General features: G+C 68.9%; 25 protein-coding genes and 2 pseudogenes. 11 read left to right on the forward strand and 16 right to left on the reverse strand.

What is annotated here, in order from left to right:
• Nucleotides 1-20 precede the first annotated feature (20 nt).
• Both IE206_RS28700 and IE206_RS28705 read left to right on the forward strand, forming a co-directional pair.
• Nucleotides 21-479, forward strand: a complete 459-nt coding sequence (locus tag IE206_RS28700; protein WP_189967096.1) for an RrF2 family transcriptional regulator — start codon at nt 21-23, stop codon at nt 477-479.
• Between the two features lie 214 nt (nt 480-693).
• Nucleotides 694-1,083: a hypothetical protein gene (locus IE206_RS28705; protein ID WP_189967098.1), complete on the forward strand. Its 390-nt coding sequence runs from the start codon at nt 694-696 to the stop codon at nt 1,081-1,083.
• 219 nt (nt 1,084-1,302) lie between these two features.
• Here IE206_RS28705 and IE206_RS28710 read toward each other — a convergent pair whose 3' ends face one another.
• From IE206_RS28710 to IE206_RS28725, 4 genes are all read right to left on the reverse strand, one after another.
• Nucleotides 1,303-1,698, reverse strand: coding sequence for a peptide deformylase (locus IE206_RS28710; protein WP_189967100.1), 396 nt, complete (start codon nt 1,696-1,698; stop codon nt 1,303-1,305).
• Between the two features lie 87 nt (nt 1,699-1,785).
• Nucleotides 1,786-2,301 (reverse strand): hypothetical protein, encoded by a 516-nt coding sequence (locus tag IE206_RS28715; RefSeq protein ID WP_229853233.1) that lies wholly within the window; start codon nt 2,299-2,301, stop codon nt 1,786-1,788.
• A 54-nt stretch (nt 2,302-2,355) separates the two neighbouring features.
• A complete protein-coding gene (locus tag IE206_RS28720) occupies nt 2,356-2,520 on the reverse strand; it encodes a hypothetical protein (protein WP_189967102.1) in 165 nt (54 codons plus the stop codon).
• A gap of 499 nt (nt 2,521-3,019) precedes the next feature.
• Entirely contained in the window at nt 3,020-3,295 is a 276-nt protein-coding gene (locus IE206_RS28725; RefSeq protein WP_189967105.1) for a hypothetical protein, read from the reverse strand.
• Nucleotides 3,296-3,631: 336 nt separating this feature from the next.
• Here IE206_RS28725 and IE206_RS28730 point away from each other — a divergent pair, with 336 nt between their 5' ends.
• Nucleotides 3,632-6,352: a SpoIIE family protein phosphatase/ATP-binding protein gene (locus IE206_RS28730; RefSeq protein WP_189967326.1), complete on the forward strand. Its 2,721-nt coding sequence runs from the start codon at nt 3,632-3,634 to the stop codon at nt 6,350-6,352.
• Between the two features lie 75 nt (nt 6,353-6,427).
• On the opposite strand, the gene IE206_RS28735 is transcribed toward IE206_RS28730, so the two are convergent.
• Nucleotides 6,428-6,919 carry a hypothetical protein gene (locus IE206_RS28735; protein WP_189967106.1) on the reverse strand — a complete coding sequence of 164 codons (492 nt, stop codon included), beginning with the start codon at nt 6,917-6,919 and terminating at the stop codon, nt 6,428-6,430.
• A 44-nt stretch (nt 6,920-6,963) separates the two neighbouring features.
• On the opposite strand from IE206_RS28735, the pseudogene IE206_RS28740 reads away from it, so the two are divergent.
• Both IE206_RS28740 and IE206_RS28745 read left to right on the forward strand, forming a co-directional pair.
• Nucleotides 6,964-7,176 (forward strand): annotated as a pseudogene (locus tag IE206_RS28740) (IS701 family transposase); the annotation flags it as partial.
• Nucleotides 7,177-7,347: 171 nt separating this feature from the next.
• Nucleotides 7,348-8,094, forward strand: a complete 747-nt coding sequence (locus IE206_RS28745) for a hypothetical protein (RefSeq protein ID WP_189967109.1) — start codon at nt 7,348-7,350, stop codon at nt 8,092-8,094.
• Between the two features lie 648 nt (nt 8,095-8,742).
• Here IE206_RS28745 and IE206_RS28750 read toward each other — a convergent pair.
• Together IE206_RS28750 and IE206_RS28755 are read right to left on the reverse strand one after the other, a co-directional pair.
• Nucleotides 8,743-9,399: pseudogene (locus IE206_RS28750) on the reverse strand (response regulator); the annotation flags it as partial.
• A 22-nt stretch (nt 9,400-9,421) separates the two neighbouring features.
• Nucleotides 9,422-10,615 (reverse strand): sensor histidine kinase, encoded by a 1,194-nt coding sequence (locus IE206_RS28755; protein WP_189967111.1) that lies wholly within the window; start codon nt 10,613-10,615, stop codon nt 9,422-9,424.
• Nucleotides 10,616-10,869: 254 nt separating this feature from the next.
• On the opposite strand from IE206_RS28755, the gene IE206_RS28760 reads away from it, so the two are divergent.
• The 6 genes from IE206_RS28760 to IE206_RS28785 all read left to right on the forward strand — a co-directional run bounded on the left by IE206_RS28760 (nt 10,870) and on the right by IE206_RS28785 (nt 14,218).
• Nucleotides 10,870-11,286, forward strand: a complete 417-nt coding sequence (locus IE206_RS28760; protein WP_189967113.1) for a DUF2690 domain-containing protein — start codon at nt 10,870-10,872, stop codon at nt 11,284-11,286.
• Nucleotides 11,287-11,362: 76 nt separating this feature from the next.
• Complete coding sequence (locus tag IE206_RS28765; RefSeq protein ID WP_189967115.1) at nt 11,363-11,761, forward strand: hypothetical protein; 399 nt, start codon at nt 11,363-11,365, stop codon at nt 11,759-11,761.
• Nucleotides 11,762-11,921: 160 nt separating this feature from the next.
• Complete coding sequence (locus tag IE206_RS28770) at nt 11,922-12,659, forward strand: aggregation-promoting factor C-terminal-like domain-containing protein (RefSeq protein ID WP_229853234.1); 738 nt, start codon at nt 11,922-11,924, stop codon at nt 12,657-12,659.
• Between the two features lie 206 nt (nt 12,660-12,865).
• On the forward strand, nt 12,866-13,381 hold the full coding sequence (locus IE206_RS28775) for a hypothetical protein (RefSeq protein ID WP_189967116.1): 516 nt from the start codon (nt 12,866-12,868) through the stop codon (nt 13,379-13,381).
• 64 nt (nt 13,382-13,445) lie between these two features.
• Nucleotides 13,446-13,850, forward strand: coding sequence for a DUF2690 domain-containing protein (locus IE206_RS28780; RefSeq protein ID WP_189967118.1), 405 nt, complete (start codon nt 13,446-13,448; stop codon nt 13,848-13,850).
• On the forward strand, nt 13,850-14,218 hold the full coding sequence (locus IE206_RS28785; RefSeq protein ID WP_189967120.1) for a hypothetical protein: 369 nt from the start codon (nt 13,850-13,852) through the stop codon (nt 14,216-14,218). The genes IE206_RS28780 and IE206_RS28785 overlap by 1 nt, the downstream gene beginning before the upstream one ends.
• 213 nt (nt 14,219-14,431) lie before the next feature.
• On the opposite strand, the gene IE206_RS28790 is transcribed toward IE206_RS28785, so the two are convergent.
• The 9 genes from IE206_RS28790 to IE206_RS28830 form a co-directional block, all read right to left on the reverse strand.
• The gene (locus IE206_RS28790; protein ID WP_189967122.1) at nt 14,432-14,650 is read right to left on the reverse strand and encodes a hypothetical protein; all 219 of its coding nucleotides are present in this window, start codon (nt 14,648-14,650) and stop codon (nt 14,432-14,434) included.
• Nucleotides 14,651-15,033: 383 nt separating this feature from the next.
• Entirely contained in the window at nt 15,034-15,678 is a 645-nt protein-coding gene (locus tag IE206_RS28795; RefSeq protein WP_189967124.1) for a D-glycero-alpha-D-manno-heptose-1,7-bisphosphate 7-phosphatase, read from the reverse strand.
• Nucleotides 15,679-15,813: 135 nt separating this feature from the next.
• Entirely contained in the window at nt 15,814-17,052 is a 1,239-nt protein-coding gene (locus IE206_RS28800; protein WP_229853235.1) for an MFS transporter, read from the reverse strand.
• A 136-nt stretch (nt 17,053-17,188) separates the two neighbouring features.
• Nucleotides 17,189-18,064 (reverse strand): sugar phosphate isomerase/epimerase family protein, encoded by an 876-nt coding sequence (locus IE206_RS28805; protein WP_189967127.1) that lies wholly within the window; start codon nt 18,062-18,064, stop codon nt 17,189-17,191.
• 36 nt (nt 18,065-18,100) lie between these two features.
• Complete coding sequence (locus IE206_RS28810) at nt 18,101-19,540, reverse strand: FAD-dependent oxidoreductase (protein WP_189967129.1); 1,440 nt, start codon at nt 19,538-19,540, stop codon at nt 18,101-18,103.
• Nucleotides 19,541-19,654: 114 nt separating this feature from the next.
• Complete coding sequence (locus IE206_RS28815; protein ID WP_189967131.1) at nt 19,655-20,650, reverse strand: GNAT family N-acetyltransferase; 996 nt, start codon at nt 20,648-20,650, stop codon at nt 19,655-19,657.
• Between the two features lie 64 nt (nt 20,651-20,714).
• Entirely contained in the window at nt 20,715-21,962 is a 1,248-nt protein-coding gene (locus IE206_RS28820) for a DegT/DnrJ/EryC1/StrS family aminotransferase (RefSeq protein ID WP_189967133.1), read from the reverse strand.
• 32 nt (nt 21,963-21,994) lie between these two features.
• Complete coding sequence (locus IE206_RS28825; RefSeq protein WP_189967135.1) at nt 21,995-23,077, reverse strand: GNAT family N-acetyltransferase; 1,083 nt, start codon at nt 23,075-23,077, stop codon at nt 21,995-21,997.
• Complete coding sequence (locus tag IE206_RS28830) at nt 23,074-24,087, reverse strand: glycosyltransferase family 9 protein (protein ID WP_189967137.1); 1,014 nt, start codon at nt 24,085-24,087, stop codon at nt 23,074-23,076. The genes IE206_RS28825 and IE206_RS28830 overlap by 4 nt, the downstream gene beginning before the upstream one ends.
• Nucleotides 24,088-24,123 lie beyond the last annotated feature (36 nt).

A 24,123-nucleotide genomic window follows, 5' to 3' on the forward strand; every position in this document is an offset into this window, starting at 1 on the left:
AGTGAGGGATAATTCGCGGCATGCGGATCTCGGCGCGGGCTGACTATGCGGTGCGGGCGGCCGTGGAGCTGGCCGCGGCAGGCGACGAGGCCTCGCTCAAGGCTGAGGCGATCGCCGCGGCGCAGGGCATCCCGCACAAATTCCTGGAGGGCATCCTCGGCGACCTGCGCCGGGGCGGTCTCGTGGTCAGCCAGCGGGGCGGCAAGGGTGGCTACCGGCTCGCCCGCCCGGCGGACTCGATCGCCATCGCGGACGTCATCCGTGTGGCGGACGGCCCCCTGGTGTCGGTGCGGGGGGTGCGCCCACCCGAGCTCTCGTACTGCGGCCCCGCGGAGTCGCTGCTGCCGCTGTGGATCGCCGTACGCGCCAACGTTCGCAAGATTCTCGGCGAGGTCACCCTGGCCCACGTGGCCGCGGCCAAGCTGCCCGACGAGGTCCTGAGCCTCGCGGAGGACCCCGAGGCCTGGACGAATCCCTGACCGGCGTGTGAATGTGCGGGGTGATGTCAGCGGGGTGGGCGTCACCAGGGTCGTTGTTGGTCAGGGGTCTGTTGAGCTCTGCTTCTTGGGTTCGTCGTCTCGGCTTCTTGGCTGTCGTGGGGTGACCAAGTCGCTGCTACGACACCCGGACCAGATAGGCGTCCAAGAGTAGGCCGAGCCCACGCCGAAACAGCTGGAGCAGTCCCGCGCCCAGATGATCCAGCACTTCGCCGCCTGGCCGGAGCCGGTGCGCCAGCCCTTGGCCGCGCGTCACCTCGCCACCTGGCGGATCGCCTCGCGCGAGAACCAGAACCTCTACGACAAGGTCGCCAGCGAGTTCCGGCAGGCCCCGCCCACCCCCGACCTGCCGCTGATCGTGCTCACGGCCATGGGACACGATGCCACCCAGGCCCACCTGTGGCCCGCGGAACTGCTCCGCGAAATCAACGAGGGCAAGCCCGCCCTGCACGCCGAGCTTGCAGCCGAGTCCTCACACGGCGAGCAGAGGATTCTCGACGACGCGGGGCATGGATGGCTGCACGAGGAGCGGGCTGACGGGGTGATCCAGGCCATCAACGACCTCATCGCCAGGGCGCGTCGATGACAGCACCACCTGCCTGCCACACCCCTGCACCTGAGTCCGTACGCCACCCTCCGTCAGATCGAAGAGACAAGACCTGGCCGAGATCGTCGCCTCGAAGAGAACGCCTGGCCCTTTTCGGTACGTACGAAGAAGTGGACTCGGAGGAGCGCGAAGAGGGTGGCCGGGGCGGGCCCGTCGGGGAATTGTCTTCCCGCCCGGAAGATACGTTCGGCCGGTGAGCTACTGCTCGTATGCCCAGGCGTGGCTGGTGGTGGTGTTGGTCCGGCGGTATTCCTCGACGGGGATCGAGTTGACGCCGGTGCGCATCCGGGTGAGGTAGAGCAGGCCGTCGAGGTGGTCGATCTCGTGGTGGATCAGTCGGGCCAGGCCGCGTTCGTACAGCGGGGTGACGCCTGTGCCCTCAAGTGTGGTGGTCTCCACTGTGATCGTCAGCGGGCGGGGCACCAGGCCGCGGACGTCGAAGAAGCTGAGGCACCCTTCGAACTGCTCGTCGATGTCGTCCGAGTCCGTGGTGATGCGGAGGTTGAGGAGCACGATGGGCTCGGCGCCCGGTGTGGCGGGCCCTACGATCGCGGCCGCGCGGCCGATGCCGATCTGCCGGGCGGCGAGTCCCATTCCTTTTCCGAAGCTGATCGAAGCGATACGTCGTCTCTGCGGTGGCGGTGGTGGCCGTCAGGGCGAGGAATCGCAGGTGGGTGGCCATCAGATTTCCGTCCGCAAGGGCCTGTCCACCGCGTCGGGCAGGCGATCGTAGACGGGGGTCTTCAGTGCCGATCCCGACTTGCCGAAGTGCCTCTTCAACAGGGCGATCCGCTGGGCCACGACGGCCCAATCGTCGGTCTGTGTCAGCATCGACGCGGCCACGGCTCCGTCCGCGGTGACGCGGAATTCCGCGCGGTGTGACCCGCTGTAAGTGATGAGCCCACGGCCGGCCAGAGAACCGAGGACGCTGTAGTACCGCTGGTCCCACGGCCCGTACTTGGACCGGGTCATCCGGCTTTCCACAGCCAGCCGCTCGGACGACGCAGGTTCCGCTCCAGCGGGCCGGTCTTCTCCCTGCTCGACGGGCAGACGCTCCAGCATCGTTGGGTAGCGCAGGAGAAAGTCGAGCTTGGCCAGCTTCGTCAGGCCGTCCAAGGATCTCTTCGCCGTGGTGAACCGGGCGATCAACAGGAGGATGCGGGCTTCGTGGTAGCGCGCTTCCCCTGCGCCCGTCACCTTGCGCCTGACGCCGGATCTCTGCGGCTGCGGCCAGTCGCTCGACAGCGTTCGTCACGATGCTTCCTCGGCGGAGGCGTCGAAGGGAGCAGAGAAGTAGAAGTGGCACTCGTCGCAGAGCTGATGAGCCAGGCCACGAAGGTGCAGCTTATTGATCTTGAACGGCAAGGACGCGTCTACACCTCCGGGAGTGAGACGTTGCCTGATCAGCTGGTTCATCCGCTGCCCGTAAGCGGCTCCGTCAATGACCTCGCTCCGCGCGTGCGCCCGGCAGTCGAAGACGGTATTGGCGAGAGGCCCTGCGATCGGTGCGCCTTGGGGGCAGGCGTGGGATGTTCTACGAGTCGGCGCTGTGACTCCGGCCGATGGCTGGCCAGTGCTGGTCCGATCGCCACCGGTCAGGCAGTTGTGACGATTCGTAGTTGGCCACTCTGTCGACTGATAGTTGGCCGCCGAACTGAGGCGGATACCTGTCCCGGGCGAGGTTCACCTCGGGTCGTGCACCCGTCTTGTCCCAGTCAATGCCGTCGTACTTGTGAGCAGTTGCCCACAGCTCCCGGGCGTATTCAGCCGCGTCCGGGTGGGGTTCCGGGAACTCGGCGGGGTTCTGGACCGCCACGTGGACAGCGACAAGCCCGCTTGGGGCTCCGGGTTGTGCCGTGCGTGTCGTCTGCCGCGAGAACATCAGTCGTTCTGCCATGGGAAGTGTCAGTGCAGATCAGGTCCCAGCGCCTTCGGGCAGAACGATGATGCGGGTGCCATTGGGTGCGGTCCGGCCCACGAGGCGCAGCTCGTCGTTGTTGCGTACAACGATGACGAGGCCCTTGAGCTGGCTCCAGTTCACGAACGAGGGCCGGGGGCGGAGCACACCGTAGGGACGATCGACGACGTACAGCGGAGTGCCTAGGGCCCAGCGGCGGTCGCCGTCGGTGTGCCGCAGGTGGGCGACGACGTTGTACAGGACTCGGGCGGCTTCGACTTCATGTCCTTGCACCCGGATGGCGACGGGCCACGGCTGCCACGTCCGTGGTTGCAGTTCTGGTTGCATTCACGTCCGTACAGCACCGTTCAAAAACCCCACCAACAGGCGGTGGGGCTCTTCTTCGCTCGTGCTCTCAATTGTGGTCTCGGCGGCCCTGACCTCACGCTTCTCTGGCCGAACGGCTGCCCCTGTCCACGTCGACGGTCGTAAACAGGGAACACCGACTACTCGATCGCCGGCTCCTACCAGTACCGGGGCCGGAACCACGTGTATGGCTCGCCCGGCGGACAGGGCGGACAGGGGTGTAGAAAAGATTGTGTGATCAGGCGTTTCGGCCGACTGCGGGACGTGTCGGTTCGGTCACTGCTCCCCAAGCGCCCCAGAAGTGTCGCCGGGCAGGTCTTCATCCTCCAGGTGGCAGTCGTCGTCCTGCTCGTCATCGGCGCGATTCTGGCGCTCGCGCTGCAGACCCGGCGCGATCTCGACAGCGAGGCCAAGAACCGCTCGGTCGCCGTCGCGGAGACGTTCGCCCACTCGCCGGGGCTCATCGCGGCCATGAATTCACCCGATCCATCCAAGGTGCTCCAGCCGATCACCGAGAAGACCCGCAGGGCGGCGCGCGTGGACTTCATCGTGGTGATGGACACCGAGGGCATCCGCTACACGCATCCGCTGCCGGATCGGATCGGGAAGCGTTTCGTGGGCACCATCGGACCGTCCCTGGCGGGCGCGGTCCTCGTCGAGAACGTGCAGGGGCCCCTGGGCCGCGAGGTGCAGGCGGTGGTGCCGGTGACCGCACCGGGCGGCAGGGTGGTGGGCCTGGTCTCGGCCGGTCTCAAGGTCCGCAATGTGAGCAGCGAGACCAACCACCAGCTGATCGTCATCCTGGCCACGGGCGCGGTGGGCCTCGCGTTGGCCACCGGCGGCACCGCGCTGGCCACCAGACGCCTCAGGCGCCAGACCCACGGGCTCGGCCCGGAGGAGATGACCCGCATGTACGAGCACCACGACGCGGTCCTGCACGCCGTGCGGGAAGGCGTCGTCATCGTCGCGGGCGACGGGACGGTGCTGCTCGCCAACGACGAGGCCCGGCGGCTGCTGGGACTGGCCCCCGACTCCGAGGGCCGCCCGGTCGCGGAGCTGGAAGGACTCGATCCCGCCACAGCCGAGCTGCTGGCGTCCGGCCGGGAGGCCACCGACGAGGTCCATGCGACCGGGGACCGGCTGCTGGTGGTGAACCAGCGCCCCACTGACGGCCCCGGGGGCCCGATGGGGACTGTCGCTACCATCCGCGACTCCACGGAGCTGCGGGCGCTCACGGGCCGGGCCGAGGTGGCGCGCGAGCGGCTGCGGCTGCTGTACGACGCGGGGGTCGGCATCGGTACCACGCTGGACGTCAGACGCACGGCCGAGGAACTGGCCGAGGTCGCGGTGCCCGCCTTCGCCGACTTCGTGACCGTCGACCTGCCCGACTCGGTGCTGGGCGGGGAGGAGCCCAACCCCACGAGCTCGGAGATGCGCCGGACCGCCGTCAGCGGTATCCGCGACGACCACCCGCTGTACGAGTGCGGCCAGCTGATCGAGTTCCTTCCGTCGACCCCGCAGGCCCGCGGGTTCGGCAGCGGGCACGCCGAGCTGGTGCCGGACCTGTCGCGGGCGCCGGGCTGGCAGGCGCAGGACCCGGAGCGTACGGAAGACATCATCGGCTACGGCATCCACTCGCTCATCACCGTCCCCCTCCAGGCCCGCGGGGCCGTGCTGGGGGTGGCCAACTTCTGGCGCTCGGAGAAGCCCGGGCCCTTCGACGAGGACGACCTCTCCCTGGCCGAGGAACTGGTCGCCCGCGCCGCGGTGTCCGTGGACAACGCCCGCCGCTACACGCGCGAGCACGCCCTGGCCGTGACGCTCCAGCGCAGCCTGCTGCCGCGGACACTGCCCCGGCACAGCGCCGTCGAGGTGGCACACCGCTACCTGCCCGCACAGTCCGGGGTGGGCGGCGACTGGTTCGACGTGATCCCGCTGCCGGGCAGCCGCGTGGCCCTGGTCGTCGGCGACGTCGTCGGCCACGGCCTGCACGCGGCGGCGACGATGGGGCGCCTGCGCACCGCGGTGCACAACTTCTCCACGCTGGACCAGCCGCCCGACGAACTCCTCAGCCACCTCGACGAACTGGTGAGTCGTATCGACCAGGACGAGGCGGGTGCCGCAGGCGGGCTGGAGGGCTCGGCGATGACCGGGGCCACCTGCTTGTACGCGGTCTACGACCCGGTCACCCGCCGCTGCTGCTTCGCCCGCGCCGGGCATCCGCCGCCCGCCCTGGTCCGCCCCGACGGGAGCGTCGAGTTCCCCGACATCCCGGCCGGACCGCCGCTCGGGCTCGGCACCATGCCGTTCGAGACCATGGAAATGGACATCGATGAGGGCAGCCGGCTCGTCTTCTACACCGACGGGCTGATCGAGGACCGCACCCGGGACATCGACGCCGGCATGGAACTGCTGCGCCAGGCGCTCTCCCGTACCGACCGCACACCGGAGCAGACCTGCCAGGACGTGTTCGGCGCGCTGCTGCCCGGCCGCGCGAAGGACGACGTGGCGCTGCTGGTCGCCCGTACCCGGGCCCTGGGACCCGACCGGGTCGCGGAATGGGACGTGCCGCCCGTCCCCAGCGCCGTCGCCGGGATGCGGGCCGCGGCTGCCGCGAAGCTCAGGGAATGGGGTCTTGCGGACCTGGAGTTCGGTACGGAACTGATCCTGAGCGAGCTGCTCACCAACGCGATCCGCTACGGCTCCCCGCCAATCAGGGTACGGCTGCTGCACGACCAGAGCCTGACCTGCGAAGTGACCGACGGCAGCAGCACATCGCCCCATCTGCGGTACGCGGCCACGACGGACGAAGGAGGCCGCGGGCTGTTCCTGGTCGCCCGGACCTCCGAGCGCTGGGGCACCCGCTACACCGCCGAAGGAAAGATCATCTGGGCGGAGCAGCTCCTGTCCGACGAAGGGGCCACGCCACCGGACCTGGACGGCAAAGCGCTGCTCGACCTCTTCCCCGACGACGAACTCCTCTGACGTCCCCGCCTGACGCCACCGCCGGGACCCTGCGCCCGGTGCCGCCGGGGCACCCCGCCCGGGGGTGAGGCAACTTCAGCGGACCCAGGGTCCGGAAAGGTCCTTGCACACGATCTCGAGATCAGCAGTTGTGCGTCCGTGTGCATGGATCCAGGACTGGTCCTGGATCCCGTCTCTGCGTACCAGCCGGCCAGGTGCCGAGTACCAGCGCACGGGCGAGTCGTCCTTGCTGGCCCACATGGGATGGTCAGGCAGGTTCACTCGGGCATAGCGCTCGTGGAGGCTCGGCAGCAGTGAGTCGGGCAGCTCGCAGGCGTCGTAGAGACCGAGGTCGTCCGCTCCGAAGAGGGACTCACTCAGCACGAGTTCGACCCATGCCAGGTGCATCCGAGCGAGGAACGGGATCCAGCCGTCGCGTGACTCCACCATCACCGGCGGATCGTCCTGTTCGATCTCGGCCAGGGGGATTGCCCAGAAGGCGCAGTCCTGATTCTCATGGCGGAAGACCAGGATGCTGCCCAAATACTCGGTGACGTAGAGCCCCGGCGCCGGGACTAAGTACTGCAACGGTGTTTTCTGTGATGGGTGGGCAGGTGGGTCGTGGTGTGGCTATGGGTGGGGACGACCTTGCTGATGTCATGTTGTGGGCCGGGGAACTGGGCGCGGTGCACGGGCGGTTCGTGCACCGGTTCAACAGGGAGGAGCCGCGGCAGTCGGCGCTCGCTTACATGCGGCGGCTGGTCGCTCCGTTGGAGCGGAAGAACGGCTGGACGCTCGCGGAGGAGGTGGGTCACGCGGGGCCTGACCGCATCCATCGGTTGCTGAAGGCGCAGTTCCCCACCGGCGTGAACACCTACCGCGCCTACCGCTCCGCCTGGTGAAGACCGGCCTGGACCGGCTCGCCGTCTCACCGGGGAAGTCCCGGGTTCTGGCCGCAGTTCCGTGAAGGATCTTGGAGTTGGTCGAGCCGGGGCGGTTCGTCCGGAGCCACTTGGTTGGATGAACGCATGACGGATTGGTCGATGCTCACCGACGCCTGCGGTTCCGCGGAACACGTGCCTGGTCTCCTGGACCGGTTCGAGGCCGATCCGAGTGGTGTGTGGTCCGAGGTGACGGACCATCTGTGTCCGCAGCTGGACACAGCTTTCACCGCCAGCTACGCAGCTCTTTCTCGGCTGGCCGAGATCGCGACCGCATGCAGCCCGGAGGATCTTGCCTCGGTGCTACTGGCAGGCGGAGCGATAGCTGCCTGTTCACCCGGGCTGTCGGAACTGGACAGCCCTCTGACGGTCTACGCGGCGCCGATCGGGGTTCTGCACGGTCTCACCGATCGCCACCTGAGCCGGGCGGTCGAGGCCGAGGAGTACGTGAACCTGCTGCAGGTTCTGCTCTCCTTCGAGGGTGTCCAGATCTGGGATCGCTGTCTGGACGGTCTGCAGACCGGGGAGTACGAGGTCGACTGCCCGCACTGCGGCGTCAACATGTCCGTCGTGATCAGGCAAAACGGCCACTTCTGCTGCACAGAGGACTACGCGTTGCGCGAGGTGCAGAAGTCGCCCCTCCAACCGGTGGGAACGCTAGACTTGGACGGGCTGCCGCGGAGGTTGTTCACGCGAGCGATGGCGGACGGGCAGGAGAGCCTGGCTCACGGCATTCCGTACTTATTCGGACGAGCCACCTGCCCGGACTGCGGGACGGACTTCTCGGTGGCGGAGCGGGTAGTTGCGGGTTGGATTCTGTGACCGACCCGGCTATGCGTGGGCGGGGATTCGGGTCCGCAGCAGTCGGAAACCGGTTCGTCCGTACATGGCTCTCTTGATCTTCGATCGAGAAGGCCCGCATGATCGAGAAATGCCCCGAGTGAACGTTCCTCCATTCACCCCCTGACCTGGGCTTTCACGGAATCGCGGCCTGAACCGATTACGTGAACGTCGACACCCGGCGCACCGACGCCCAGGACAACGGGGGTGACGGCGGCGAGGCCCCCAGCGGGACCGCCGGCCACCCGAGCGATGACGTCCCTGTAGCGAGGCCCGCCGGGCTTTCTCCGAAAAGGGGCGCCTTCCACCCCGTTGGTCAACCGCTCCGAGCCGCTGCCCAAGCCATGTGCGAGGAGAGCCCGGTCACTGCGCGGGTGCGATCCCGGAGAAGGGGTTCGGCAGGTCCTTCAGGGAGGACTGACCGGAGTAAATAGGGCCGGGTTGCGGCCCGTTGGCGTGGGTGAGCGTGTTCTGCGGGGCCGTTCTCGACCGTGCTGCTGCGTCCTCCTTGGCGGCAGAGGGCGCCGTGGAGGGATCTTCCGCCGTCGGCCGGGGTGAGGGCGCGGTGGAGCTCGGGGTGGTGCCGTTCGCCCCGGGCCCGCCGCCGGGCGTGCGGCGCGCCCGTTCCCCTCCCGGCACCACAAGACCGGCCTCGTACGCGACGGCGACCGCCTGCGCGCGGCTGCGCAGCCTCAGTTTGGTCATCGTGCGGTGCAGGTGGGTCTTGACGGTGGCTTCGCTGACGACGAGTGCCGCGGCGATCTCGTCGTTGGTGAGCCCCTTGGCCACCAGTTGGAGCACGTCCTGCTCACGACTGGTGAGCTGGGACAGCCCGGCGTGGTCGGAGCAGGGCTCGTCGGGGCGCAGGGTGTACGCCTCGATGAGGCGCCGGGTCACAGCCGGGGCGAAGAGCATGTCGCCGGCCGCGATGGTCATGACGGCGGAGATCAGCCGATCCGGCGGGGTGTCCTTGAGGAGGAAGCCGCTCGCGCCGACGCGTAGAGCCGCGTACACGTACTCGTCGACGTCGAAAGTCGTCAGGACGATGATGCGCGGGGGCGCCACAGGGTGTGCGGCCAGGATGCGTTCGGCCGCCGTGATGCCGTCGATGCCCGGCAGCCGTATGTCCATGAGGATCACGTCGGGGCGGTGGGCCCGCGCCGCGGCCACCGCCGATTCGCCGTCCGCGGCCTCGGTGACCGCGGCGAACCCGGGTGCGGCACGCAGCAGAGCGGCAATACCCGCCCGGATGAGGTCCTGGTCGTCGACAACTAGCACATCGGTCACGGTCGTCCCCCCTCGAATACCGTCACGGACAGGCTGATGCGTCCTCCAGGGGCGCCGAGTTGGTCGGAAGGGAGAGGCGGACTTCGAATCCCCCTTCGCTCAGCGGCCCGGTGGACAGCCTGCCGCCGCAGATCCTCACGCGTTCTCTCATACCGATCAAGCCGTGTCCCGGCCCGCGTGAAGCGATGGCCGGTTTCCCTGTGCCCCCGTTGTCGCGGACCAGAATGTTCAACTGGTCCTCCCCGTAGGCGATATGTACCTCCACTCGTGCCGATTCCGCATGTTTGACCACATTGGTGAGGGCTTCCTGGAGGACCCGGTAGGCGCACACCTCCAGACCCGGATCGAGCCTGCGCGCCACCCCTGTCGTCTGGATTTCGATGGTCACTCCCACCGCCTCGATCCGCTGGGCGAGTTCCCCGACGCGGCTGAGTTCCGGCAACGGGCCCAGAGGCGCGGCCGAGTCGTCGTGCGCCTCGCTGTCGACCCGGAGCACCGTGAGCAGCCGCCGCAGGTCGTGCAGTGCCTCACGGCTGGCACCCGCGATCGTGGACAGCGCCGAACGGGCGGTGAGCGCGTCCGAGGCGAAGACGTACTCGGCGAGCCCTGCCTGCACCGAGATCACCGACATGTGGTGAGCCACCACATCGTGCAGTTCGCGCGCGATGCGCAGCCGCTCGTCGATCACCGCGCGCCGGGCCTGCTCGCGCTGCTCGTGCGCCAGCGCCTCGGTCAGCCGCCTCAATTCGCCGTTGCGCAACGCGAGTTCGCGCTGACCGCGGCCGAACAGCATGCAGACGGAGGGGACGAGCAGCGCCTGGCCGACGGTCAGCGGCAGTCCGAGGTGACCCGCGAACCCGCTCTGCAGCACGACCGCGGCCGCGAGCGCGGCTCCGGCCGCGGTCACTCGCGAGGAACGCCGGGCGGCCACGCCCACCAGGGAGATGACCACCGCCCACCAGTTCACCGACGGCTGGTAGCCGACCGCCAGGAACAGCGAGTACGCGAGGCAGCAGCCGACCAGCGTGGTCACCGGCAGGGACCGTCGCACGGCGAGGGGCAGCGCGACGAGGCAGGTGAGCAGATAGGCCCGCGCGTCGAACGCGTTCCAGCCCGCGGGTTGGTACTCCGTACCCGCCACGCAGCCGCTCACGGCGACGCCGAGGCACAGCGCACTGTCGAAGAGCGCCTGGCGCAGGCGCGGTGTCGGTCTCATCGCAGGTACGTAAGCAGGATACGGCGCGACAGTCGTCCAACCAGCGGTTGATCTGCGCGGCCGTCCGCAGGACTTGGCAGACCATGTCATCCCCTGGTTGCACCCGGCCTCAACCGTGCGGTCGAGACCGGTGCGCGGGTCAACTGCCCGGTGTACACGGGGGCGAGGAGACTTCCAACCGGCAGTGGACGTCCCGGCGGGCCGCCCCCTCCTAGTCTTCGGGCCGTTGGATCCGCGACGGAGAGGACGAACCCGTGAAACGCATAGTCGGCGCGCTCCTGGCCACAACGGCCCTCGTAGGGGGCGGAGTCGTGGCCGCAGCTCCCGCATCGGCGGCGACCAGCTGCTACGGCAGCAGCTGCAACGGCCTGGACCCCAGCAAGACCACCTGTGCCAACGACGCGAAGACCGTCGAGGTCGGCAACGGCAGCGGCAACATCCAGTTGCGGTACAGCCCGTCCTGCCGGGCCGCCTGGGCCCGCCTCCAGTCGAGCCGAGGCCCCGGCACCATCGAGGTCAACAACGACCGGGGCAACCGCTACACGGCGTCCGTCCCCAAGTCGGGCAGCGTCAACGTGTACACCCGCATGGTCAACGACAAGGACATCACGTCCAACGCGATCTACACCTACAACGGCGGGAAGAGCTGGGACGCCACCCCGCGCTACTGACCGGCCCCGGCGGCCCCGTTCGCCGCCGCCCCGGCAGTGAGCCGTACCTCACCCGAACGCGACAGGAGTTGGAAGCATGCCCCTGCCCTCAGTTCATCGCGGCCGAGCGCTGGCCGGCGCGGCCGGAGCGGGTCTCCTGCTGGCACTCGCGGCCTCCGGAAGCGCCCTCGCCGCCCCCACCAACGCGACTTACTCCTACGGAAGTTCCATCGACGCCAACAGCAGTCTGCGGGTCGGCCCCTCGACCATCCTCAAGCGGGTGGGCGTCACCACGGCGAAGGACCCCGTCCAGATCGACTGCTACTACCACGGCGCGGACGTCAACTCCGGCGGACACCACACCGACGTGTGGTACCGCATGAGCCGGGTCACGGACCCGAGACTCGGCACGCGCTACGACGTCTGGTCCTGGGGCGGCAACGTCAACACGCCGCACGACCCGCCGGCGGGCATGCCGGAGTGCCACTACGAGTGAGTTCACGACACCTCAGCAACCTGATCAGCACGGCGGTCCGGGATGTCGCCACGCCCCCCGGAACCTGCCATCCGGCTGCGCCTGAAAAATCGGGCGAAGCCACCCCTGTGCACCCATCGACATCCGTCGACATCCGTCGTCATTTTTCAAGGAGCCCTGCGTGAGAGCGATTTCCCCTGTCCGAATACCGGCCCTCGTCACCGCGGTGACCGCCGCGGCCCTGTTCGTCCCCGCCCTGGGCGCCTCGCATGCGTACGCCCTCGACCAGGTCCGCGCCGAGCAGGCCAACCTGGCAGGCCTCGGCTACCTGGCGCAGAGCAGCGTCGACGGAGCCGACGGCCCGGCCACGCACACCGCGCTCAAGGGCTTCCAGCGTGACAACGGCCTGGACGAGGACGGCACGTACGGGGAGCGCAGCGAGCTGGCCCTGCACCGCCAGGTCGAAGCCGTACAGGCCAAGGCCGGTGTGACGGCCGACGGATCCTTCGGGGCCGGGACGAAGGCGGCCGTCCAACGCTGGCAGAGCTCCCATGGGCTCAGCGCCGACGGCGTCGCCGGGGCGGCGACGATGTCCTCGATGGGCATCTCGCGCACGGTCCGGATCGTGGCGCAGAAGCAGTTCTCCGCCCACGGCTGGAGCGTCTCCGCGCAGTTCGACTGCCTGAACAGCCTGTGGGTCGGCGAGAGCAACTGGAAGGTGTACGCCACCAATCCGAGCAGCGGCGCCTACGGCATCCCCCAGGCACTGCCCGGAACCAAGATGTCGACCGCAGGCGCCGACTGGAAGACCAACCCGGCCACGCAGATCAAGTGGGGCCTGAAGTACATCGGCGACCGGTACGGGACCCCCTGCAACGCCTACAGCACGTGGAAGTCCCGCTCCCCGCACTGGTACTGAGCGTTCCACGGGGCGTGGAAGGTCCCGCCCGCGGACTCCGGGCCGGTCGCCCATTGAGGGCACATATGGTCCGACGCACTTCACCAAGCCGACCGGACCGGCCTGTGCACGCCTGCGTCCCTCGCGCCCCGCTCGTAAAACCCCCTGTGCGCCTGTTCAGGGGAAATCGCCACTCTGCTCAGCCTTGCCACGGAAGGAAGTCACCCATGCCCAGCGTACGCAGCCTTTCCCTGACCGCCGGCGCCCTCGGCGCGGCCGTCGTACTGGCCCTGCCCGGCAACGCCTTCGCCGTCACCAAGCTCTCCCAGTCGGCGGCCGCGTCCCAGTTGCGGGCCGCCGGGGTCACCTGGTCGTCCAGCGGCAACTGCACCACCCGCTCGAACTCCTCGTGCACGTCGTTCGACCAGATCAACCAGGCCACCGTGACCGGTCTCAAGACTCTCAAGAGCGCCAGCAAGTGTGCCATCAACGTCACCGGCGGCACCGAAGTGGGACACGCCTCGGGCACCTACAGCCATTACAACGGCTACAAGTCCGACATCAACCCCAACACCTGCATCAGCAACTACATAACGCATAACTTCACGCACATCGCGACTCGCAGCGACGGGGCCGCCCGTTACCGGTCCTCCGCGGGCAACGTGTACGCGCGCGAGAGCAACCACTGGGACATCGCCTGGTGCGGCGGCAGTGCGGCCTGCACCGCTGCGGCCAGCCGCTGATCCCCACACCTGGCGGGGCGCCGTGGCGCCCCGCCAGGACCGCCACGAGAGAATGAGGTACGTCATGAAGCACCGCATCGCCGTACTGCTGGGCACCGGAGCGCTCCTGGCGACCGGCCTGGTCGCCGCGCCCAGCGCCTCAGCGGCCACCAGCTGCCTGGGCGCCACCTGCAACGGCAAGAACCCCGCCGCCACGACGTGCGCCAACGACGCCCGCACCGTGGCCGGGAATCAGGCTCCGATCGATGCGATGGAACTGCGCTACAGCCCGTCGTGCCGGGCGGCGTGGGGCCGCTTCAAGATCAGCGCCCCGTCCGGCTCGAAGATCGAGATAAAGAACAGCCAGGGCAAGAAGTACACCACGTACGGAAGCGGCAAATTCTACAGCGTCATGATCAACGACAAGGACGTGAAGGCGTGGGCCTGCGGCTCCTGGTCCGGCAACACCGAGTGCACCTTCGACTACTGATGACCCTCCAGCTGCGCGGCATCGTGGCGGCCGCAGGAGTACTGGCGGCCGCAGCCACCCTCATGGCGCCCGCCTCCTCTGCCTCGGCTGCCCCGACCCCGGGTTTCGAGTGCGGCTACCCGTACGTCTGCTTCTACGACGGGGAGGACGGGGTCGGGAAGTTCAAGGACATCACCTCGGGCTGGCAGACACTGACCCGCAGCCGGGGCGCCGAGTACGTCGTCAACACACGCCATGACGACGGCGCCCTGCTGCACTTCAGCAACGGCCGAACCACCTGCGTCAAGCCCGGAGCAACCCTTTACGCCCCGTCGATCGGCGCTGTGGACAAACTCCGGATCACCGATTCCGCCCAGTGCCGGGGCTGACCACGCCCACGTGCAGAGGAGAACCCCCGGCCATCGCGGCTAAGTCACGGGGTCCTTGCCCGCACTGATTCCCGGAAGGCACGGCTTACGCGAGCGGTTCCCCCGGCCGGCTGGCCGCGGGGACCGCTCGACAAGCGGTCCTTCAGCGACGGGTTACCCCTCCGAGGGGCCTCGGGCGCGGCGAGCGCCGCGGGCAGAACGCAGGCCGCGGCGCTAGAAGTTGACGATCTGGAGGTATACGCCCGGGGCGTCGACGTAGTTGACGCCGGTGATGCAGAGCGTTTCATCTTCGGAACGGACCCCATGAGCACCGCCATCAACCTGCTGACCGCCGAGACCCACGCCTCGATCGTCGGCGCCGCCCCGGTCGGTGAGCGCGAGCGCCGTGTGTCCGTCGCCGGCCGCACCACGGTGGCGGCCGACGGAGCACACGCCCTGTGCTTCCGCCCTGCCGGTTCGCTACTGACCAGGGCCATATGGCGAGTTGCGGGATCAGGGTGCGGGATGCTCGGGACTGCACATGGTGGGTCCGGTCCTGGTTGATCTACCCTCCCGTCGCTCCGGGGACCGCGCGAATCGACGACGCCTGGGGAAGCTTGTGAGGGATCGTGCCGGTCCTCGGGTGCGGCTGTCCGTGCACGGGTCTCGCGCTCTGGGAGTTGGTCTGGCGCTGCGCCGGCACGGCGGAGCAGTTCGTTCGCGTTGAGCAGGAGGCGTGCCCGGCCGGACACAACGCGCGGCTCTGCGGCACTGTCCCCGCCACCGTACTCCGTGCCGACTCTGCAGCCGGTGGATCTCCCGCCGGGCCACCACTGTCACGGACAGCGGGCCGCCGAGGAACGCGCCTCGCAGGCCGCGATGGCGGTGAGTGCCTGGGCGGTCGTGGTCCGGTACAGCGTCGGTACGACAGAGGCAAGGGGCTGTGGGCCGACGAGGGCGGTGCGGGTTCCGGCGCGGTGACCGGCGTCGATGTCGCAGACCGAGTCGCCGACCATCCACGAGGCGGACAGGTCACAGCCGAGGTCACCGGCAGCCTGGTGGAGCATTCCCGGGGCGGGCTTGCGACACGAACAGGCGACGGAGAACTGCGGCACGACTCCGTCCGGATGGTGCGGGCAATGGTAGATCCCGTCCAGCCGGACCCGGTGGCGGGCCAGGAGTTCACGCAGCCGTCGGTGCATCGGCGCGATGGCGGCCTCGTCGACCAGGCCGCGGGCCACTCCGCTCTGGTTGGTGACCACGATCAGAGCGAAACCGTAGTGCTGGAGAGCGAGCAGTGGTGGCCCGACGCCTGCCCGGAGTACCAGTTCCTCGGGGCGGGACGGGTAGTGCCGGGGTTCTGTGAGGGTGCCATCGCGGTCGAGGAACACCGCCGGCCGCCGAAGGGCGCTGGTCTCCTGGAAGGAGACGGTGGGGCGGATGGTGGCTGGTGCCTGGGCGTGTTCCTGACGGGGCGTCATCACGGTCAACTCCCTTTTCAACTCCCCGTAGAGGCACACGAACGCGCGTCCGGGACGAGTAGCTGGCCAGGCGCGAGGGCAGGTGTCGGACAAGCCGCCACTCATGACCGCGGTGGGCTGGGACAGAGCGCGCGTTCAGACCGCTTCCTCGGGTGCGCTTAGCGGCGGGGCGTGGCGAACGGCCGGACTCATGGTCGCGCCGACCGCCGTGACGACCATGATGGCGGTGAGGGCGAGGACGGTGCCGGAAGGGCCCACGGTGGTCAGCAACAGTCCGGCGCTGAGCGAGCCGACGGGCATGACGCCCCAGGCGAGAGTCATCGCCGCACTGGTGACCCGGCCCAGGATCTCGTTGGGGACCAGCAGCGCGGCGTAGCTGAAGATCACGACGTTCCATACGGGGCTTATGAGCGAGGTGGCCGCGCCGATCACCCCGATCTGCAAGGGGTCGGTGGTGAGCAGGAAGAGCGGCAGGAGCGCGGCCCAGACCCAGTTGACCCCGATGATGACCAGTTTGGGGGTGAAGTAACGGTAGGCCTTGCCGGCGACCAGTGCGCCCACGAGCCCACCGCCGGCGTAGATGCCGAGCATCGTTCCGATGGCGCCGGGGGTGGCACCGTGGCGTTGGGCGAGAACGACGACGGTCAGGACGAGCGCCTGGAAGACCAGGTTGGTGGCGGTGATCAACACGACCGCGGTACGGATGAGCGGGTGCCGCCAGATCCAGCGCAGTCCCGTCAGGGTCGCTCGCCACAGCGGCTCGGCCGGTGCGGTGGTCTTGTTCTGCAGGTCCTTGCGGAGGAACAGCAGCGCGATTGAGGCGGCGGCGTAGGAGATCGCATCGGCCAGGAAGGGCAGGGCGCGGTCGATTCCGAACAGCAGGCCGCCGAGCGGTCCACCGGCCAGGGCGGCGCCCCGGCTGCGGGCTTCGTTCTGGGCCAGGGCCGCGGGCAGCAGGACTGCCGGCACGATTTTGGGAAGGGCGGCCGTCTCCGCCAGGCTGAAGAACACGAAGCACAGCCCTTGGACGAACGCGACCGCGATGAGCTGAGTGACCGTCAGCAGCCCTAGCCACAGGGCGAGCGGGACGGTGGCCAGCGCGAGACCGGCCACGATTTCGCTGGCCAGCAGGATCCGGTGGCGGTTGTACCGGTCCACCAGCGGTCCGGCGGGTAAGTAGGCGACGAGAAAGGGCAGAGTGCCGGCGGCTCCGACAAGGCCCGCGTCGGCGGGCGAGCCGGTCGTGGCCAGTACGAGCAGGGGCATCGCCGTCGCGCTGGTCCGGGCGCCGAGGGTGGAGACGACCTGACCGCTCCAGAGCGTGACGAAGTCGCGGTTGCGCCACAGGGACGGCTTGGTGGTCGTGGAGGTCACGAAGTCTCCGTCCGGTCGGGGGCGGGACCGGCATGGATCAACACGGAGATGTGCCATGGGCCGGGGGAGGGTTCACGGTGTTGGCGGTTGAGCAAGGCGATGCACTCCTCAGCCCAGGTGAGAGGAATCCTGCGCGTCATGGGTGGGACGGCACGTGCATTTTGATGACGTCGCGCAGGTGGTCGGCCGCCCTTGCCGTCTCGGCCAGGAGAATCGACGGCACGCAGTGTGGTTCGAGCGTGAGGTACCCGTCGTAGCCCGCGGTCGCCAAGCTTCCGATGATCGCGGGCCAGTCCAGTTCCCCGGTGCCGAGAGGCGCTGTGTCGTAGGCCCTGCCGTGATCGGTGTACCGGACCCAGCCGTCGGGCGGGGTCTCCACCGACGTTCGGCGTACGTCCTTCACGTGGGCGTAGCGCACCCACGGCAGGAGCAGGGGCAATGCGTCGCGGGCCGGGGAGACCGCCGCGCAGAGGAAGTTCGCGGCGTCGAAGTTCAAGCCGAACCACGGCGAGTCGACCCGGGCCAACAGCGCTGCCAGTGCTTTTGGCCGCCTGCTGATGTCAGACCCGAGCGGGTCCCATCCGAACGCGTCGAACTCGTTCTCCAGCACGACCACGACGTTCTCCGCGGCGGCATGGTCGAGGACCGGTGCCAGCGCGTCCGCATAGGCCGCGATCGCATGCTGATCGTCGACCAGCGGCGCGTGACCGAAGTAAGTGTTCACCCGGTGGCTGCCGGTGCGCGCCGCCAGCGTGATCGCCTCGTGGAGCAGCGAGACACCTTCCGCTTCGCCAGCACCGTAGAGCTGGCTGGGAGTCGACACGCAGACTGTCCGCAATCCGGCACGATCCAGCTTGCGGAGTGCGGTGTCGACACCGTCCCGCTGGGCGTTCTTCGGGTACCAGAACTCCACCGCGTCGCATTGGGCGGACCTGGCCATTTCGATCAGGCCGTCCACACCGTCGGCGTCCGTGAACTCGGTGCCGGACACCGCGATCGACATTTCTTGCATCGGGAATCCCTCTCTGCTTGCAGTCGTCGGTGCCGGTCACCGGGCTAGGATCGCTCCCAACCGCTTGCTGAGCGCGAGCGTCGTCATCGACGGATTCGCCGCCCCGGTCCGAGGCATCACCGACGGCCCACACGCGTACAGACCCGCCACGGCGGTGAACTGGTGCTCCTCGTCGAGGACTTCACCGAAGGCCAACGTGCCGGCCTCATGTTGCTCGGAACCGAGCGGGAAGCTGTAGGTGAGTGGCGTCGCACTGCGGACCGCTGTCAGCCGGTCGGCCAGGTCGGTCGAACCGTGCCGAGGCGAGAACTGAAGCGGGTCGGCCGGAACGCCGAGGAATGGGGCCATTTCGGCCCACAGTTCGCCGAGCAGGTGCTGCTGGGCGGTAAGCACCGCTGCGTCGGCCGCTTCGAGTGGCGCGTGCACGGTCGTCGCCCAGGGCCATTCGCCGTAGCCGTCGCACCGCACCTGACTGTGCGGGCCGCGCCTCTGCTCGCCCATGGTCCAACTGTCCAGGCTGACCGTGCCGTTCACCCCCTCCGTGAAGCGCACGAAGTGGTTGGACCGGGTGCCGGCGGTACCGGTGCGATGGTGGACATGGCCCTCGCGCGCAGCCGCCCGGACGGCATCGGGAAGCCGTTCGGCATCGGTGAAGGCGACCGAGAACCCCTGCGAGATCTTGTCCACAAGTCCCGGCAGCTCACGCGGCGCTGGGGCGTCCGAGGCGGCCAGGGCCTGGATCGCCAGCCGGCTGTTCACGACCGTACCGGCGGCCAGCACCACCCGGTTCGCCCGCAGGTCGCGCAGCTCACCGTCCTCGGTGCGCACCAGGACGCCCGTCGCCCTGCCGTGTTCGACCCGGATCCCCAGAACGTCGTGGCCGGCGAGGATCGGCAGTCGGCGCACCCTCGGGTCGCCATCGTCGCCCCACCATGCCAACGGGCTGAAAGCGCTCCACCCACCTGTGGGTTCCGTGCGGGTGGCGTGCGGCGTGCGGCCGAACTCCAGGGCTCCGATGGTCAGCCCGGGTGCTCCAGGAGGCTCGGCGCCCCAGTCGACCACATCGTCGAGGACCCTCTGGTACAGCGACGGCCCCCCGTCCCACGTCTCGGTCAGTTCGGTGACGACCGCCTGCGGCCACTGTTCGGAAAAGGCCCAGCTCTCGATGGGCAGCAGTACGCCACCCCAGTAGAGCGAGCGGCCGCCGACCCGGCGCCGCAGGCCCGCCAAGTCGCGGTAGGCCCCGTTGGTCGTCCGGTACGGGCGGCGGAAGTCGGGGTCGGTCTCCGGGCGCAGCCAGAGCTTGAGCGCTTCGGCCGAGGAATATTGGTTCTGGATGTGTGTGTGACCCCGATCGGGCCCGGCCTCCAGTACCGCCACCGAACCCCGGCCCCGTCGGCCGAGTTCCGCCGCCGTCGCGAGGCCGGCCATTCCGGCGCCGACCACGAGTGTCTCCACGTCGGCCAACGATTTCACTGACGCTCCACGGTTGTTGGTTGTCTGTGTGTTGTCATCCGGCATGGGTGACCGCGGTCGGCACACCTCCGGTCGACGAGGTGGCCTGCGAGCGAGGGGCCTCGACTGGCCGGGTCACACCCAGCACGGTTGCTCCCGGCTCACCGTCATGGTGGGCGCGCGGTTGCTGGGCAGTTCGAGCTTGTAGCCATAGGCGCCACGCGTCAGATCGAAGGTGTCCGTCCCTTGGGCGGCCAGTTCGGTGACCATCGCGGCTGTCAGCAGGTGTCCTGGAGAGTCGCGGCCGTGGCTCAGGTCGTAGGCCGCACGGTAGGCGTAGTACGTGCGATGGTGCCAGAAGCCGAACCATCCGGCGATCAGGATGTCGTCCAGCCACAACTCGTGCAATCGCGCGGCGCTGGAAGGCTCGGCCGCGACGGCCGCGTACGTCCGGTCGACCACGCCGCCGTCGAACGGGGCCACCGTGTCCGGCCGGTCACGCCACTGTTGGGTGTGCAGCTCGATGAACGCCGGCAGCCGGGTGGCGATCCGTGCCGGGGTGTCGGCGCAGGTGAGCCGGAGTGTGCCGAGCCGCTCGATCCGGCGACGTTTTCGCCGCATGTCCCGCCGCTCACTGACGCGTCGCACGACGTCGGAGTCGGTGAGATCGAGGCGGAAGACCGTGTCCGACGGCCGGGGCGCGGCGCCCAACGCGGACACGGCGCGCAGCAGCGGCCCACCGGCACGGAGGTTACTCAGCTCCAACCGGGCGCCGAACTCCCGCTGGCACCGGTCTATCGCCTCGGCCAGCCCTGCGATGTCGGGCTCGGATCCGGTGGGCGACGCGTCGCCCACCTCCGCGACCTCGTGGTAGTCGGCCCACGGCCAGGACAGCGGGCGCAGGAGCGCCGTGCCGCCGTCCTGGTGCAACTGCAGGCCCACCACCAGGGTGGGCCGGTCGGTACGCGTGATGTGGACCAGCACCGGGGTCGCCCCCTCCGCGTCTGCCGCCTCGCGAATCCACGCCCGCCACCAACCGCACGTCTGGAACGGAGTGCGCGCCGAGAGCCGGTGCGCGTCCAGGAAATCCACCGCCGCCGACGCACCGAACTCGAAGGCGACGGCATTCATCCGGCGCACCCTTTCCACCGCAACGCCTGGTCGACGCAGACCGGCAGAGCCCCGGGTTCCCCACTCATGAGGCTGCCTTGGCCACGTCCTCCACCGTGGTCCTGAACAGCCGTGCCGCTGCCTCGATGGTGTCGTCGTCGGCGGTCACGTCGATGCCCACTCCGCTGCCGAGGTAGGAGTCGACCACCCCGACGCTCAACGCGACGCTGCGGCTGAGCAGGTCGTCCGTGCGCGGCAGGCTGCCCAGCGGATAGGACCGCCGCAGGACGGTGCGATTCGGCCTGCGCGTCCCGGAATCCGTCGAGGCAAGCAGATCCGGCCGCAGCTGGGGCATGTTGGCGTAGTTGTGTTTGCCCGACCGGCTCAGGGTGATCGTGCCCAGTCGGCCCGCCACCTCATCGGCCATGGCCGCGGACGTGAACGTGTACGCGAGCACCGTGGCACAGTCGCCGTCCGGGTCGTTCAGCCGACGCCGCGCCGCTCCAGGCAGGTCCCCGATCGCGTCCGCGAACTTGTCGCGGTTGGCTCGCAACGTCCGCAGGATGTCGGGCAGTTTGCGCACCTGGGCGAGCGCGAGCGCGCCGGTCAGCTCGTGCATCCGTAGGTTCAGGCCGAACAGCGGCGGCCCGTCGGTGACGCCCAGCCGCAACGGCGCGGCGCCGTGATCGTGCAGGGCGAAAGCCGTCTCGTACAGATCGTTGTCGTCGGTGAGCAGTACGCCGCCGTCGCCCGCGGTGAAGGTCTTGAAGACATTGAGACTGAAGGCGCCGAATCCGCCGACCGTCCCCAGGTGTCGGCCGCGGTACGTGCCACCGCCGGCCTGCGCGCAGTCCTCCACGAGCAGCAGCCCGTGCTCACGTGTGACGGCCTCCAGGGCGTCGAGGTCGCACGGCGCTCCGAGCATGTGCACGGCGATCACCGCCTTCGTGCGCGACGTGATCTTCGCCGCCACGTCCGCCGGATCGAGCAGCAGGCTCTCGTCGATCTCGGCGAGCACCGGCTCGGCCCCCGTATGCGCGACCGCGGCGATCGAGGCGATGAAGGTGTAGCCCGGCACGATCACCTCGTCGCCCGGGCCGATACCCGCGGCGAGCAGCCCGGCGTACAAAGCGCTGGTGCAGCTGTTCATGCCCAGGCAGTGGCGCGCACCGGTCAGGGCGCGGAATTCGTGCTCGAACTGTGAAACCTTCGACGGCAGCGCGGATCCGTCGTGGTCGTCGAAGCGGTACCGGCTCAGCTCCCGCTCACGTATGACGCTCAGCAGCTCGGCTTCCTCTTCCGGGCCGATACGGGAAACTCCTGGTCCTGCCATGGCGATCCCTCTTCTCGTGTGACTCTGTCCTGTTATCCGTGCTCGACCGCGGTCTGTGGTGGCTTCGACGGCCTGCCGGCCAGGTCGCTCGGGATCAGATCCATCAGCAGCGCGTCCCGCCATGTGCTGTGGTGGCGTTCGTACGCCCTCATGCGGCCGACCTGCCGGAACCCCACCTTCTCCAGGCAGCGCACGGCAGCCCCGTTGTCGGCATTGGGTGCCGCGGTGATGCGGTGCCCGTCCGCGGCGAAGACGGATTCCGCGAACAGCCTCAGCGCCCGTGTCCCGATCTCCCGGCCCCGGTCGGCCGCGTCGGACACCGCAAGCGCCTCGACCTGGACGTGAGCGAACTCCGGATCAGCCTCCGTGCGGTACTCCAGGAAGCCGACCGGACGATTCCGCTCCAGCATCACCAGGCAGCGTTCGTGCTGGAACCGGCTGAGCACCCCGTCGGTCGGTTCCAGCGCTCGCCACGCCTGCACGTCGCCGTCGGCGAACGTCCGGCGGAACAGTTCGAGGTCTTCCGGTATCGCACGGCGCAACCCGATACCGCTCTCGTCCACCTGGTCGTCCTCGACGATGGCGGCACCGGGCCGCACCGACGCCTGCTCGCCGGCCGCGATCAGCGTCTCCAGGAGGTCGACCAGCTTGGCGGCGTCCTCCGGCCGTGGGTCCGGTACGACGCGACACGTGGGCGCCGCGAACGCCTCGGCGGTCAGGAACGGGTGGTTGCCCAGGACCAGCAGCGGGCGTCCCGTGTCCAGGGCGAGACCGATCTCGGTGAGCGTGCCGTACCGGCCCTCGAACGCGATCATGCCGTCGCCGCACCAGTTGAGGATGTTGCTCCGGGCCAGGTCCATCGACGTGGGCAGGGCCCAGGTGGTCCCCTCCTCGGCGTCGGCCAGACGGTTCCACTTCAACAACGCGAGTGTGTCGCCGCCGACGGACTGGCAGCCCTTGTTGGCCGCGGCCGCCACGCCACCCTCGCCGCCGCTCACCAGGCCGTAGCCACGCTGGGCGAGCTCCTTGCCGATCATCTCCGCCAGGACGAGGACGTCGGATCCGGCATTGCCGGGCCGGCCACCGAGGACCGCGATCGCGCGCCTTCGGGTCATTTGACCGCCTCCTGGTGCCTGACTTGCCGCATGCTCCACTCCAGTTGGTCCAGTTCGATCAGCACATCGGCCGGCCGCACACCGGCCGCACACGGAGCCGGACAGCCGGTGTAGTAGCGCCGGCAGGTGCCGTTCGGCTTCATGTAGGAACAAGACAGTGCGACGGCGCTCTGCACGGTCCGCGAGACCTCAGGGGCCGCCACCGGTGACCAGATGTCACCGTCGGTCGCCAGATACAGCGTGACCACCGGGCAACCCAGTGCGGCTGCCAGGTGTACGGCGAGCGTGTCGTTGCTGACCAGCACGTCCAGCCCGGCTATCCAGTCGCGGAGGGCCTCCAGCGAGTGCGGGAACACCGTGTCGGTGATGCCCGGCGACGAGGACAGCCGCCGTGCCAGTGTTTGCTCGTCCGCTCCGAGACCGACCGCCACTTCGACGTTCAGCCCTCGGTCGCCGAGCTCCGTGATCAGAGTCGACCAGTCCTCCGCGGGCCAGCGTTTGACCGCGGCACTGGCACCGACGTAGCAACCGACCACGCCGGGACGCGGTCGTCGCCAGTCGCCGAGCCAGGCCGAGCGGTTCAGGTCGACAGGGACGTTGTGCGCGCGCAGGAGACTGGCCGCCTGCTCACCGAAGGGCAGTCGCTGCGGCCGTTCGCCCAGTTCGTGCAGATCCCAGCACTCGACTCCCCTTTTCGTCGCCTCCGCCCGGAACTCGAAGTAGTTTCCGTCCTCTTCGGCGGACTCCATGCGGAGGTTGACGATCAGTTCCACACCGTTGCGATCGATGAAGTCCCACAGGTCCTCCCGATCAGTCGGCAGGAACCGTCGCCACAGCGCCGGGAAGCTCCCGGAAGCACCACGCATGCCGACCGCCGTACGTACCCATTCGGTGTCGAGTGCGATGTTCGGTGCCATGAAATAGCGCCATCCCGGATGACACCGCTCGAACGCCGCCAGGAGTGGGGCCGCAATGATGCCGTTGCCCACGCCTTCGTTGATGACGGCCATTGCCGTACGCATACTTGCCCTTCTGAGTCAGCGTTC

Source organism: Streptomyces violascens (genome assembly GCF_014649955.1).
GTDB classification, from domain to species: domain Bacteria; phylum Actinomycetota; class Actinomycetes; order Streptomycetales; family Streptomycetaceae; genus Streptomyces; species Streptomyces violascens.